Raw genomic sequence first — 14,709 nt, 5'->3', positions numbered from 1 at the left:
CCGGAATGCACTGGTCAGTTTCGCCCGGAATGGGTGGTCAGCTTGCGCCGGAATGTGGTGGTCAAGTTCAACAGAATCTCCAAAATGACGCCCGTTCAGAAAATTGAAGCAAGGAAGGAAACCTTAACCTGCTTGTCTGTAGCTTTTTTATCCTGCGGATTGTGCGCATGGAGATGTGCTGTACTTAACCGAAGAATAAACGAGGAACGGGAACACCAACGAAGGTTTAATGAATACATGCGCAACAGTGGCTATAACAGGCGATTCTAACCTAATGTAATTAAGTACGTTTATTGCTATGCATTGTATTTGAAGGTTCAATTAAAATATTTTATACACTTCAATGTATGACTGAAACAGTGTTTAAATTTTAACTTGATTTTGATTGAAAAAATTCGCCAAAATGCCAAAGGATTCCGGAGGGGTCATGCAAAAAGCATTCTCTACCCCAATGTTCAACCCGAACAGGAGAGAGCTTTACGTCGGTATATTTGTCTGAAAGTTTTAAGGATATCAGTGTATTCCAATGTTGGACAACATCTTCCACTTCTAAAAACACCATTGTATTGTCTATCCAATCCTTTACAAAAGCATCTTGCAGATAAAATCCCAATTGATTTGTTTTAAATAACGACATAGTTGGGGTCAAAATAACTTCATTGAACCCCAAATCACGATAAAAACTTTTTGATAGTTTAAAATCTCTTGCTCCAATAAATGGTCTAATGGAGATAGCACTATTTTCCATAGGTTGTTAGTTGTTTCTGATTTAAAAAACAAACATAGGAATTGACAGATCTCATTGCAATTGATTCAAATCAAGAATTGCAGTTGATACGCGCAAATTTCTCCCTGACCCTGCTTAAAGTTTCAGGGGTGATCTTTAAAAAGGAAGCAATGATCTTTAATGGAAATTGCTGTAATAGCTGAGGCTTACTTTCGAATATGAATTGATACTTCTGTAAAGGTGTCAGTAAATTATCAAAAAAATAAACTCTTGAAGTGGAATTATCAAATACCTTATTTAATTGGAGAAAGGAGGGAGATTGGCCTATCAGAAAGTGGATAGATTCAATGCTGACTTCTAAAATATCACATGCTGTAAATGCCCTGATATAAATATCTGATGGCATTTGAGAAACGAAACTTTTGTGATTTACAAACCATTCATTTTCTGTATGTATGTCAATTACATGGTGTTCTAAATTTGATTTTAAAGTATATTGATATACAGCCCCCTTTAAAATAAAGAAAATTGATTTTGCCACATCGCCCTTGTTCAACAACAATTCATCTTTCTCAAATTGTCGAAACTTTACTTCCTTTTCAAAAAGTAGGGCATCCTCTTCACTATATTGTCCTGTTATTTTTAAACCGTTTGATGACATATATAAAACTACAACAAAGATAAATAGAACAGTAAACGTTCATTAAAGTATTAATGTCCTAAGTAATACAATTTACTTTAGACTTTAAGGATAATAACTATTTAAGTTGAAATGATGTCGGTAAATCTTCAATGACTCTCGTCGCACTGATAGAAATAAGGTTTCAATGCATAACAAGAGACTAAAATATTTCGAATCTTTAATCTAAGCGGCATAGTTTTTAAATCGGTACTTGTAAGCTTCTTAGCTATTTACTATTGATATTTAATATTAACACACAAAGTCGTGGCAGGTGGTAATCCTGATTGCTTTGAGCATAGGCCGTGAGACAACTCGCCGTTACTGCGAATAACTGATGTTGTGAAAACTAATATTAGTGTATATAAAGGTTTAGCGCTAAACCATAAGCTATTTCAAGAAGCGCTCTCGGACATCACCCCCACAAACGCTATTAATTGCCCAAAAAGAAATTATGTTGATGGTCCCAAATAACCACAACACCAATACTGGAGAAAGGAAAGCCCTCTTTCTTCCGATGTCCCCGTTGAATTCGACACATGGTCGTTTTCAATGGGGGTTTTGCTTTTGGGCAAAATTTAGGGTAGTAATAGTCCAGATTTGAACTCAATAATATCGCGGATGCGATTTTCCTTTTTGCCAATGGGATTTGAATTTGCTGACAGTTTAAGGTTCCAGGCTAATGGTTCAGGAATGCGCATGTATTGGTGCCTCTTCCTGTTCTAGTGTAAGACAACCGTCTCATCACATCTACAATATAATTTAAGAAAGGTGAATAAATTTCAAGACTTAGATGTTTTACGTAAGAAAGATCTTACCGTTGAAGAAGTTAAGGGTCATCCAGCATTCGCCAAACTCTCTGAAAACCAAATTTTGGATATCATAATCACCATCAAAAAGATGACAGAAATTGCCTTCTTTTGCAGTTATAATTCGAGTGAAAACCTTGGAAAATAAACTTAAAATACGTAAATTGTATTTCTTTTCAGGCCTTTAAAGCGCATATTTATGATTGAAATAACTCCATTTGACACATTTGCGAAAGGAACAATAACGTCAAGCAAAATACGTGGTACCAATTGTGTAATCTATACCAGAGTTAGTAGTAGGGAGCAAGCTGATAATTTAAGTTTGGGTACGCAACTGAAAGGGTGTAATCAATATGCTGAAAGACTAAAATATAAAGTATTAGCCCAATTCGGTGGAACTTATGAAAGTGCCGAAAATGATGAACGAAAGGAATTCATCGCGATGCTGGCATTCGTAAAAAAGGCCAGGGAAAAAGTATCTTACATATTAGTTTACAGTTTGGAGCGCTTTTCCAGAAATGATAACTCCATCTGGTTAAGCGGTGAACTTAGAAAGTTGGGAATAGAAATAGTTTCAGTTACCCAGCCTATTGACACCTCCAGTGCATCGGGCCAAATGCAGCAGAAAATGCTGTTTTTGTTTGGTGAATTTGATAATCAACTTAGGAAACAAAAATGTACAGCAGGGATAAAAGAAATGCTACTGCGGGGGGATTGGCCAACCGCAGCACCACTTGGGTTTGATATCGTGCGCATTAATGGTATTCGTAAGATAATCGTTAACGAAAAGGGCAAACTTTTACGGCAGGCCTATGAGTGGAAATCACAATACAACTTATCAAATGAAGCCATTCGTGGAAAACTAGCGGAGAAGGGTTTAAAATTAAACCATCAAAGAATATCGGAAATTTTTAGAAATCCATTCTATTGCGGGTTGATGGCGCATAATATGCTGGAAGGACGTGTCGTTGAGGGTAATCAGGAAAAATTGATATCCAAAGCTACCTTTTTGAAAGTCAATGGAATTTTAGATCAGAATGCTCATGGATACTCTTTGAAAGAAGAGAACGAAGCCATCCCATTAAAGCGCTTTACAAAATGTGCGGAATGCGGTAAGCCGCTTACGGGCTACCTGATGCGCAAAAAAAATATCCATTATTATAAGTGTAAAACACGCGGCTGTAATACAAACAAGAATGCCAAATCTCTGAATGAGACATTTTATAATTTACTAAATAATTTCACACTAAGTTTAGACCGTGATTTTTTACAGCTTATCCGACAACAGGCCATAGCAACTTTTAATCAACTATTTAAAGGCGAAGAAGAGGCATACGTTTCTTTAGTCAATCAATATAAAGAGTTAAAGAAAAAGATAGACCGCTTGGAAGAACGTTATATCGAAGAAGAAATTAATGGTGAATTATACAACAAGTTTTCGGAGAAATATCTGCTGGAAAAAGACGAATTAGAAGGTAAGATTTTAAAAGCCTCTAAAAAAAGTTCGAACCTTGGAGATTGCATTGATATTTCCTTGGAAATAGCTTCAAAAATGGCTGAAAAGTGGGTTTTAAGCGACTATGTGGTTAAGCAAAAGATCCAGTCATTAGTGTTTCCAGATGGTATTACTTTTAGTAAGAAAAAAGAAGAAGTTCGAACCCCGCGAATAAATTTCCTTTTTTTGTATATGACTTATTTTCAGCAACTTATAAGCAATAAAAAAAGCGGCATACCAGAATTAAATCTGGATTTTGCCGCTTTCGCCTGTTTGGTAGCGGGGAGCAGGATCGAACTGCCGACCTTAGGGTTATGAATCCTACGCTCTAACCATCTGAGCTACCCCGCCGTTTTTTGTGCCTTTTTAATTTAAATCGCTCTTTATATGGTTGTTAAAAGAGTTGCCTTGTTTGTTAAAACAATGTGCTTCCTTAAAAAGGTTTGCAAATATAGCAGAAATTCCCTTTCTTTAGAAAAAATGTTAAAATTTACGGCTTAACCCGCTTTTCAAGTATAAACCTCAATGTCCGAAAAAAAGAAATTTACTATCGAGTATGAGATAAAATCATCTCCAAGAATACTGTTCACCTTTTTAAATGAGCCTAACGGGTTAGCGCAATGGTTTGCCGATGATGTGGTTTTTCGCGATCAGGTTTTTACGTTTACCTGGGATGGCGAGCCTCAGAAAGCCAAGCTGATACTGGTAAAAGAAAATAAACTGGTACGTTTTAAATGGCTGGAGGATGAACCTCAATGCTATTTTGAAATGGAGATATTACAGGACGAACTAACCAACGATGTTGCACTCGCAATTACCGATTTTGCTACAGAAGAACAGATTCCCGAGCGCCGGTTAATTTGGGATAACCAGATAGATTACCTCATTAGCGTATTAGGCGCTTAAGGCCAATTTTATTTTAGCTAATTTTGTATCACGAAACGCTACTTTTGCGTTAATGGACTAACCATGGCCCAAACGCCGGTTTTTCAAGCTGATAAATACAAATTGCCCTGATGAAAAAAATCCACCTGCTGCTGCTAAAATCATTTATACGTCCGTTTGCAGTAACGCTTTTCATTGTGATGTTTGTGTTGCTGATGCTGTTTTTGTTTAAATACATCGACGATTTGATTGGCAAGGGCTTTGCCTGGTACACCATACTGGAGCTGATGTTGTACAACTCGGCCACCAATGTATCAATGGCCTTGCCGCTATCGGTGCTGCTCTCTACCATCATGACCTATGGCGCGCTTGGCGAAAATTATGAATTGGTGGCTATTAAAGCTGCCGGAATCTCTTTACGCCGGGCCATGTACCCTATGATTGCAGTAGTATCAATATTGAGTATTGCTGCGTTCTTTTTTTCAGATTACATGCTGCCGGTGGCCAACCTTAAGTATTACTCGCTGTTGTATGACGCCCGAAAGCAAAAATCAGCCGATTTACTGCCCGAGCGGGTTTTTAGCTCAAGCTTCCCCGGTTATACCATCAGGGTGAATCGTAAAGATCCGGATGGACAGCGCTTGTATGATATCACCATTTACAAAAAAAACGACGAGCAAAATAATACCGAGGTAACCATGGCCAAAGAGGGCACCATGTACCGTACCATGGGTGATAAATACCTGGTTTTAAAACTGAAAAACGGCGTTAACTATGTAGAGTCGAAAGGAGGGGATAACAGTTATAACCCACGCCAGCGGCTAACCCGTTTCCGTTTTAAGGAAACTGAGACCAAGTTTGATCTTTCGGGCTTTACACTTACCCGCACCGATCAAAACGAATTTAAGCAAGCATCAGAAATGATGAATTTAAAGCAATTGCGGTTTTTTGTGGACTCAAGCCAAAAAGCGGTTGATATTGCGGTTAACATGAATTATAAGCTCCTTACGCCGTATCTTAAATATTTCACCTTACCAACCAAAGCGCCCAAAATAAAATATATTCCTGCCGATAAAGATGTACTTAAAAGCATGACTTTGAGTAACCAGCTTATGGCCTTATCAACTGCTTCGTCCGAAGTTCGTTCTATCAGGGATGTTTTAAAAAACCGTACAGATAAGTATGATTTTGATGCCATGACCATCAGGCGTTATGCTTCACAGGCGCAAAAAAAATTCACGCTTTCGGCCGCTTGTATCGTGCTGTTTTTGATAGGCGCGCCGCTTGGGGCAATTATCCGCAAAGGCGGCCTGGGTTTGCCGGTTGTAATTTCGGTTGTGTTTTTCCTTATCTATCACATTATATCCACCATTGGCGAAAAATCTGTAAAAGCGGGTAATATTCCAACGTTTTTTGGTATGTGGATTGCCATCATCGTGCTGCTGCCCATAGGGCTTTTCCTTTCCTATAAAGCGGCAACAGATTCGGTGTTGTTCGATATGGATTCTTACAAAAGGTTTTTCAATAAGTTTTTGAAGCGCAAGGCCGCGCGATGATCAACACACAGGCAGCATCAACCTCCCTAATGATTTTACACAGTACCGACCAGAATCATTTGGATATACTTTAAATTTGTTTAAACTTTAATAAAGCATGGCAGCCTTTTAAACTCGCCCTGCGTAATACCTATACAATGTTAAATACTATACAGGAAGCTATCGACGATATAAAGGCAGGCAAAATGATCATTGTGGTTGATGATGAAGATCGTGAAAATGAAGGCGATTTTTTGACAGCGGCACGCAATGCTACGCCCGAAGCTATAAATTTTATGGTACGCCATGGCCGCGGCCTGGTTTGTGCCCCTATTACTAAAGACAGAGCCCGTGAGCTTGATCTGGAGCCTATGGTAAGCCATAACACCACATCGCACGAAACCAATTTTACGGTTTCGGTTGATTTGCTTGGCCATGGCTGCACAACTGGCATTTCGGCATCAGATCGTTCAAAAACCACGTTGGCCTTAATTGATCCGGCAACAAAGCCCGAAGATTTAGGCCGCCCTGGTCATATTTTCCCGTTGATTGCCAAAGATGGTGGCGTTTTGCGCAGAACCGGCCATACCGAGGCGGCTGTTGATCTGGCTGTTTTAGCCGGCTTTGAACCCGCCGGGGTAATCTGCGAAATTATGAAGGAAGATGGCGAGATGGCCCGTTTGCCCGATTTGCTGGTGATGGCTAAGGAATTTGACCTTAAAATAGTTTCTATAAAAGATTTGATCGCTTACCGGTTAAGTACCGAATCGTTAGTGAAAAAAGAGGTATCGGTAAAAATGCCAACCCAATGGGGCGATTTTGAGATGATTGGTTACACCCAGCTGGATACAGGCGAAAATCATATCGCCCTTGTAAAAGGCACCTGGGAACCCGGCGAACCCGTATTAACCCGTGTACATAGTTCATGCGTTACCGGCGATATTTTTGGCTCCTGCCGGTGCGATTGCGGTCCGCAGTTACATAAGGCTATGGAGATGATAAGCAAAGAGGGTAAAGGCGTTATTGTTTACATGAACCAGGAGGGACGTGGCATCGGGCTTATTAATAAGCTTAAAGCGTACCATTTGCAGGAAAATGGCTATGATACCGTAGAGGCTAACATTAAATTAGGCTTTAAAATGGATCAGCGAGACTACGGCATCGGTGCCCAGATATTGCGTAGCCTTGGTATTTCAAAAATGCGCCTCATGACCAACAACCCTAAAAAACGCGCCGGCCTTATCGGCTACGGTTTAGAAGTTGTAGAAAACGTACCAATCGAAATTGCATCAAACCCCCACAATGAACTTTACCTGCGTACCAAACGCGATAAAATGGATCACGCCATTATGAGGGATCATTAAATTTGGATGTGCAGATATGCAGATTTCAGATGTGCAGATGAGCTTCCATCAGATGTGCAGATGATGTGCAAATACAAAAAGGGTAATGATGCCAAAAATAGTTGGTGGAATTAGCTAAAAAAAGCAGTAAATAGCAAATGTAGATATAAGAGGACGCAGGCTCTGCAGAGGTGCAACCTGCCAGCAATAATATTTGCGAACGATACCATGGCCGGACGAAAGTCCGGCTTTTTTTATTTATGGTAGAGTTCAAATATGGCTAAGAAAACCTATTACCATTTTGTTTATTCTTGAGGAACAAGTACCATAGAATAAACTCTTTTCTGTGCGAAGGAGATAAGCCGCGATGTATATTCAGGTTGCCTTTCAGATGACCAAAGAACGATTCAAGCCCGTTGGTCGTTTTGGGTATCCTCGGATTATCGATGTAACGAAACATATCGGGTAAGGCTTTTTTGATGACCATAAAGGAGCGCCGTACCATCTTATGTTTGTACCAATAACGGCTACTGTCGGCATTAAAGCTTTTTTCGTTGATGAAAACCTTATGTTGCTCGTGCCATCGAAAAAGGCTGACTATCCAATAGTCCCTTTCCTCCGAAGTCTTAATTAGGTGCAGCTTAGCACAAATGCGCCTAAGTTCGATACCCGCCTGGCTTTGAGGCCGCGCCGTAAGCCATATCTTGCACATGCGCTGTATGTGTACCAGGCATCGTTGCAGTGTAGCGTGCTTACAAACCTTTCGTATTGCCTTCAATAAGGCCTTGTGGCCATCACAGGTGATACTCTCGATCTGCACACCCAGCTTGAGCAGGTTTTCAAGATCTTCTTTTAACTCCTCATACCACTCACCGTTGGTCAGTCGGTACAACTGGGTAAACTTTATCGTATTATCCCGGTAAAGCACCAGGCAAAGGTCATTGTTAAAGTAGATGCCGTCTATAAGCAGGTTTACCCGTTCAGATGGATAAACGCTAAAGACAGGTTGCTTCGATAGGTAAGCATGAAAATACCGAATCAGTGTCCTTTTGGGATACCCGCTTTCCTTGCTGATCTGTTCTATGGTTTGCCGACCGATGATCCAATCCTCAAACCAAACAAACCGGTTCTTATCTCTTACACCGGCATGCTGACGAATAAACAATAGCCCGCATGATTTACACTTATATCGCTGTTTGTTATTCTGCTTACCCCATTTTATTACATCCGTGCTCTTACAGGTCAAACACGCCTTTTTTTGCCGATTTCATGTAACAAAAAAAGCAAATTGAAACCGATTTCAATTTGCTTAATGTATCTTGCTTTATTACAGTCGATTACAAAGGTTTTACCAACTATTTTTGGCAATTATATCACAAAAAGCAGGTTGATGTTAACATCAACCTGCTTTTTGTTCAAGATTTTCTTGGTTTAATCAATCCGTACACTTATAATCTTAAACCGTACATCAACAAATCATCTGCACATCTGAAATCTGCATATTTGCACATCTAATAAGCTTAATCCTCATCGTCAGATTTTGTAACCACCGGGCTTGAGTTGGTTGCAGGGAGCGGGTTTACCGGCGCCTGTTTACGTTTGCCACTGCGGAAAAGGTTACGGATAAACTCGCCAAACGTATCAAAGTCGCGTTGATAAACAAGACCCACACCATTTACATATTGCGGTAATAATTGATTGTTGAGGTTATTTAAGGTAGTACTATTAAGTACCCGGTACGAGTATCTCGCGGTTAGGTTGCCATCCTTACGGATGCGGTATAGCGCCTCAAAATCCTTGGTTATGGCGTCAAACCTTTGATTGAACAAGGTACTGTTATTGTTGTTGAATAAATCGTTCGACCCGTTGTTGGTAAACAAACTTCCGTTAAAGGTTAACCTGTCATCAAAAAACTTTAAAGAGGCACTGGCTTCAGAAAACGAGCGGATGTTAAGATCAAAGTATTTGATGTTTGATTGCGCAATGAGGCTGTTAAGCTTATTAAAGGCAAATTCGCTCACGGCGTCGCGGGCGGTACCCACAACCTGGTTGGTAAGGTTATTATTAGTGCCCGATGAAAAGTTGCGCCGTAAAATAACGCTCAGGGCCTGCTGGCTCCGGTTGTTATTATCGGCCAGGTAGGTAGCCACGTCGTCTTTTACAGATGGATCTGTAGGGAAGTTAAAGTCAAAATCAATATTGGGCAATAACAACGATTTGGTTAGGATCAATTCGGCCTGTACCAATACCTGCTTGTTACCTTGTGGCGATTGTAAGCCCGCGGCCGTGTAAAGTGGCGAACGATCTGTACGTACCTCGTAAAGGGCCTTGAGGTTTATCTCGGCATTTGATGGATTACCTGTCCACCTGATGGTACCGCCCTGGCTTACCGTAAAGTTTTTACTGATAAAGTTTTTGGCGGTAAACTCAAACTTACCGGTGGTAATCAAAAAGTCGCCATACATTTCAAAATCCCCAAGGCTGTTGATATTCAGCTTAAGGTTATGGGCCGTTCCGCTGCCTTCTAACAAGCCGTAATCAGTGGCTATGCGTACGGTTGTTTTTTCGTCAACGGTAAGGTCGAAATTAAGCGTAACACCATTAAACGCCCGGTCTTTGGCTACCACTTTCGCTGTATCGCTATGGCTTACAAACTTTACAAAATCATAATCGCTTGCGGTCGATGATGTGTTTAGCGGGATATTGAAAATGGTGCCGGCTTCAGTATTAGCGGTAATATCAATTTTCATGTTATCAACCGGCCCCTTAAAACTGAATTTACCCGAGCCATAGGCCGTACCATAATAAACGTGATTGTCTTTAAACTTGGTATTTAACGCCAGCAAATTTTTGGCGACTAAATCAACCTCAATATCCGGGTTTGATGGATTGGCCAAATCCACGGTGCCGTTAGCTGTACCGGTGCCACCGCGTTTGTCTTTAAGCACCATGTTATCAATTTTAATAACGCTGTTATTTACGCTTAGCTTAGTATTAACGGTGTAAGGTGTTTTTAAATAGTTAACCGTAACGCCGGTATTCACCAGGGTAACATCCCCGTTTAATTGCGGTTTGGATGGGCTGCCCGATAGTTTTAAATTGGTTGATATATTGCCCTTAATATCAGATACCAGGTCTTTAATAAAGGGCTCAAAAATGATTGCCTCGGTTTGGTTCATTTTAACATCAAAGTCCAGGTTGTCTTCGGTGTCTTTGCCAAAAGCGTAAATGCCGGCAATATTCATGGTTTCCAAACCGCGGTTAACAATGTTTAGCTTCATATCGGCCTGTTTGCGGTCGCTGCCCAGGGTTGATACCAGTTTTACATCGCCAATGAGAGTTTTGTTCATCGTGAGCGAATCGACGGTTAAATGCGCGTCTACACCCGGCGATTTAGTGATGGCCGTCATATTTACATCGCCATTGAGCGCTCCTTTTAAAAATATGCCCGATGTTTTGGTAAGCTGATTAAGCGTACGCATGTTAAACTTTTCAAAAGTTAGCTTAAGCTGATCTGTTGGGTTATCAGATATAAAGCCGTTGATCTTTACTTTTTGAGGCCCGTTAGATAACTCAAAGCCGGATACCTGCGTTTTGCCATCTAACAACCGAATACGCACCTGATCCTGAATTTTCCATTTTTCGTGCTCCAAGATCACGTCAGATGGCAGCAGTTTTAGCTTGGCGGTGGTATCCTTGCCAAACTCCACAAGCCCGTACAAATCCAGCTGGTTTACAGCGTTTTTATCAGAAAGCTTTACGTTAAAGTTAAGGCTATCGTTTTTAAGGAAATTGGTAATGTTGATATCCTTAATGAACAGGCTATCGGTTAAATCAACTTTCTTTAACGATATGTTAAGGCCCAGAAGTTCGTCGGAGGTGCTTTCGTCAATGATAAAATCATGAAAAACGGTTTTGCCGTATTTGATGGTTTTAATATAGCCCGATAAGGTAGCCGTTTTATTGGCCGAATCAAACTGCCCGGTAAAAGTGCCCTGGTCAGGGATTTTTAAATCGGGTACAAAAATAGCTGTAAGCGGATCGAGGTTTTTGAGGTTAAGGTTAAAATCAAAATGCTCCGGTTTGGGTGTTACAATTTCTGTTTTTACCGAAGGGATATATTTTTTAACGATGGTTTTAAAATAGGATGGCAGCGTGGCCAAATCAAAACTACCTTTGATATTAGCGTCGGCAAAGTCAGATTTCATGGCTATCTCTCTTGAATCGCCTTTCCCCTTTGCCCACAGGTACAGGGAATCAACCAGGTAATTATTACGCGGATCAACCACCCGTAAAGGCGAAAGCAAAATATTGCCCTCAATATTTTTAAGATCGTTACCTACAAACGATGTATTAAGCTGGGTGCTTAAAGTGATGGTATCCTTAATGAGCTTCAGTTTATTGAGCTTTGCATCTTTAATGGTAGCAGCAAGATCATATGAAGGTAGCTCGGGATTTAAGTTTACTTTACCCTTCAAATCAAGCTTAACATTCTTATCATTAATGGTAATGTGGGCATCGGCCAGTTTTTTGATGAATGATCCTTTAACTGTTAGGTTGTTATAAGTATAATCATTATAGGTAATGTAATTAATGCGGGCGTCAACCTGCTCTGCCAGGGTTTTTAAATCGTTGCCGCTGCCTTTTACTGTTGAGGTAAAGGTGGTGCGGCCTAATGAGCTTTCGTCAAGTAAATCGCCAAGGTCAAAGTTAAAAGCATCTAATTTGCCGCTATAGCTTGGGTTGCCTTTTTTGTCTATTTTTAGGTTGATATCGGAGTCAAACCGACCCATTTTGGTTTTGAACATCCCGTAGGCTACAAAGTCGTTCTGCAAACCGGTAAACCTACCCGTAAAATTCACATTGCCAAATTTGTTAATAATATCTGGCGTTTTGAGGTTAGGCTGACCGGAGAAATGGCTGATCAAATAATCGATATCCTTTTTGTTGGTGGCTATCTGGTCAAACTTCAGCTCCAGGAAGGTGTTATCCCAATCTGGTAATCCCCGTAAATTAAAGTCGCCTTTAATAAAGGTGGCCTGGCCGCCTGTTATGGTAACACCTTTTGATTTAAGGTTGCTTACCGGCCCTTTAGCCCGGCCTTCCAGGCCAAGATCGAAGCTTACTTTTTCAAGTCCGGCGGTAAAATAAGCGATATCTGCTGACGATACCCGAGACGATTTAAACTCGGCATCCATGTAAACCTTGGTGGTAAATTCGTTAAAATCATTAAACGATTTAAACTTCATCCTGAAATAATCCTTCAAATCAGAGTGTCCCGTTTTAATATGCAGGTTTTGCGCCAGGATTTGGTTAGAATCTATGGTGATGTTTGATCGGAGGTCTTTTACGTAGAAACCGCTTTTTTCCTGTAGGGTAAGCTTTTGCACATTTCCTTTAAACAGGTGGTTTTTAATATCCATATCAAGCACTACGGTACTAAAATGCTTTACATCAATATCATCAAAATTCACCTGAGCCATTACCGTATCAATCAGCTGGTTTTTGTAACGGAAGTGGAAGTTATTGATGGCTACCCTATCAAAATTAAGTGTCCAGGGCTTGCCGCTTGGTTTGGTGGTATCGGGCGAATTAAAATAATTGATAATAAAATCAAGATTGGTGGTGCTATCCTTTTGTTTTTTAAGATAAAAGGAACCATTATCCAGTTCGATATTCGAAAAGTTTATAACCCGGGCCTTAATGCTGCTAAAAAGCGAGAACCCATTAATGTCAACAGCAAGCTTTGGGGTGTTAAGCAGGGTATCTTTCTTTTTATCAAGAATGTACAATCCCTCTAATACAACCGTATTAAAAGGCTTAATGTACAGGCTGTTGATGCCTACGGTAGTATGCAATTCGTCCGACAAATATTTGGTGGCCTTTTTGGCCGCCCAGGTTTGTACAGGTTTATATTGAAAAGCCAGTAAAAGTATGCTCAGTGTCAATAATATCAACAACACTAACCCGGCTACTATTTTGAGTGCTTTTTTAATAACTTTGCTTTTTTTAATTAGTGAATTACTGAGTTATTGATTTACTGAATTTTTTTGCTCCCTTCATTTACAATTTAACGAAATGATAGTTTGATCGAAATTCATAAAATCACTAATTCACTAATTCAATAAATCAATAATTTAAAACCCGTGCCTGTAATATTAGCGATAGAATCTTCCTGTGATGATACCTCGGCAGCTGTTTGCGTTGATGGTGTTATCCTGAGCAATGTGATTGCCAATCAACGCATTCATGAAGCTTATGGCGGTGTTGTGCCTGAGCTTGCCTCAAGGGTTCACCAACAAAATATTGTTCCTGCCGTTCAACAAGCACTATTGAACGCAAAAGTAAACAAAAATGATATTGATGCAGTAGCTTTTACCCGCGGACCAGGACTTTTAGGTTCGCTTTTAGTTGGTGTATCATTTGCAAAGGGATTTGCGCTTGCTCAAAACGCTCCATTGGTTGAAGTTAACCACATGCAGGCTCATATTTTAGCGCATTTTATTGGCGATCATAATCCTACGTTTCCTTTTTTGTGCCTCACCGTATCTGGCGGGCATACACAGATTGTATTGGTAAAGGATTATTTTGATATGCAGATCATCGGCCAAACGCTTGATGATGCCGCGGGCGAAGCCATGGATAAAACCAGTAAGATATTAGGCTTACCTTACCCCGGCGGACCGCTCATTGATAAATACGCGCGCCAGGGCAATCCCGACGCCTATAAATTTCCAGAACCGCAAATTCCGGGCTTTGATTTTAGCTTTAGTGGTTTAAAAACGTCCATCCTTTACTTCATCAGAGATAACGTTGCTAAGAACCCCGATTTTATCACCGAAAACATGGCCGATATTTGCGCTTCGGTAGAAAAACGGATTGCAACTATCCTACTCAATAAATTTGAAAGGGCCGCAAAAGAGTATGGCATAACACAACTGGCCCTGGCTGGTGGTGTATCTGCCAATACCGGTTTACGACTGGGCCTGCAGGCGCTTTGCGAAAAAAACGGTTGGGAAGCCTTTATACCCGCTATGCAATATTGTACAGACAATGCCGCCATGATTGCCATTGCCGGCTATCATAAGTATTTAAAAGGCGAGTTCATTGGGCAAGACGTTGCGCCTATGGCAAGGATGATTTTTAAGCCCCTAACCCCTAAAGGGGAACATTAGGAGGCCTATATTTAAAAATTAGTACTTTTACAAATCAAAACATTCCCCCTTTAGGGGGGTA

Annotated in this window: 10 protein-coding genes and 1 tRNA gene; 6 read left to right on the top strand and 5 right to left on the bottom strand. The window is 40.5% G+C overall.

Annotated features, from left to right (window positions below):
* Positions 1-370: 370 nt before the first annotated feature.
* Both QWZ17_RS15300 and QWZ17_RS15295 read right to left on the bottom strand, forming a co-directional pair.
* Complete coding sequence (locus QWZ17_RS15300; protein ID WP_290306131.1) at positions 371-748, bottom strand: VOC family protein; 378 nt, start codon at positions 746-748, stop codon at positions 371-373.
* Positions 749-818: 70 nt separating this feature from the next.
* Positions 819-1,388 carry a Crp/Fnr family transcriptional regulator gene (locus QWZ17_RS15295; RefSeq protein WP_290306130.1) on the bottom strand — a complete coding sequence of 190 codons (570 nt, stop codon included), beginning with the start codon at positions 1,386-1,388 and terminating at the stop codon, positions 819-821.
* A gap of 789 nt (positions 1,389-2,177) precedes the next feature.
* On the opposite strand from QWZ17_RS15295, the gene QWZ17_RS15290 reads away from it, so the two are divergent.
* Complete coding sequence (locus QWZ17_RS15290; RefSeq protein ID WP_290306129.1) at positions 2,178-2,363, top strand: hypothetical protein; 186 nt, start codon at positions 2,178-2,180, stop codon at positions 2,361-2,363.
* A gap of 51 nt (positions 2,364-2,414) precedes the next feature.
* On the top strand, positions 2,415-4,028 hold the full coding sequence (locus tag QWZ17_RS29670) for a recombinase family protein (protein ID WP_353959498.1): 1,614 nt from the start codon (positions 2,415-2,417) through the stop codon (positions 4,026-4,028).
* Here QWZ17_RS29670 and QWZ17_RS15285 read toward each other — a convergent pair.
* A tRNA-Met gene (locus QWZ17_RS15285) sits at positions 3,985-4,061 on the bottom strand. The two genes, QWZ17_RS29670 and QWZ17_RS15285, sit on opposite strands and share 44 nt — an antisense overlap.
* 174 nt (positions 4,062-4,235) lie before the next feature.
* On the opposite strand from QWZ17_RS15285, the gene QWZ17_RS15280 reads away from it, so the two are divergent.
* The 3 genes from QWZ17_RS15280 (at position 4,236) to QWZ17_RS15270 (ending at position 7,494) form a co-directional block, all read left to right on the top strand.
* Complete coding sequence (locus tag QWZ17_RS15280) at positions 4,236-4,616, top strand: START-like domain-containing protein (protein WP_290306128.1); 381 nt, start codon at positions 4,236-4,238, stop codon at positions 4,614-4,616.
* A 110-nt stretch (positions 4,617-4,726) separates the two neighbouring features.
* A complete protein-coding gene (locus QWZ17_RS15275; RefSeq protein ID WP_290306127.1) occupies positions 4,727-6,151 on the top strand; it encodes an LptF/LptG family permease in 1,425 nt (474 codons plus the stop codon).
* Positions 6,152-6,288: 137 nt separating this feature from the next.
* A complete protein-coding gene (locus QWZ17_RS15270) occupies positions 6,289-7,494 on the top strand; it encodes a bifunctional 3,4-dihydroxy-2-butanone-4-phosphate synthase/GTP cyclohydrolase II (RefSeq protein ID WP_290306126.1) in 1,206 nt (401 codons plus the stop codon).
* A gap of 259 nt (positions 7,495-7,753) precedes the next feature.
* Here the strand turns inward: QWZ17_RS15270 and QWZ17_RS15265 are convergent, their stop codons facing one another.
* Together QWZ17_RS15265 and QWZ17_RS15260 are read right to left on the bottom strand one after the other, a co-directional pair.
* The gene (locus QWZ17_RS15265) at positions 7,754-8,719 is read right to left on the bottom strand and encodes an IS256 family transposase, variant Zn-binding type (RefSeq protein WP_435404584.1); all 966 of its coding nucleotides are present in this window, start codon (positions 8,717-8,719) and stop codon (positions 7,754-7,756) included.
* 274 nt (positions 8,720-8,993) lie between these two features.
* Positions 8,994-13,421 carry a translocation/assembly module TamB domain-containing protein gene (locus QWZ17_RS15260; protein WP_290306124.1) on the bottom strand — a complete coding sequence of 1,476 codons (4,428 nt, stop codon included), beginning with the start codon at positions 13,419-13,421 and terminating at the stop codon, positions 8,994-8,996.
* A gap of 198 nt (positions 13,422-13,619) precedes the next feature.
* Here QWZ17_RS15260 and tsaD point away from each other — a divergent pair, with 198 nt between their 5' ends.
* Positions 13,620-14,648 (top strand): tRNA (adenosine(37)-N6)-threonylcarbamoyltransferase complex transferase subunit TsaD, encoded by a 1,029-nt coding sequence (gene tsaD, locus QWZ17_RS15255; protein ID WP_290306123.1) that lies wholly within the window; start codon positions 13,620-13,622, stop codon positions 14,646-14,648.
* Positions 14,649-14,709 lie beyond the last annotated feature (61 nt).

This window comes from Mucilaginibacter flavus, assembly GCF_030409315.1.
GTDB lineage: Bacteria > Bacteroidota > Bacteroidia > Sphingobacteriales > Sphingobacteriaceae > Mucilaginibacter > Mucilaginibacter flavus.
Note: the sequence above shows the minus strand (reverse complement) of the source record. Positions and strands in the feature narration are given on the sequence as shown.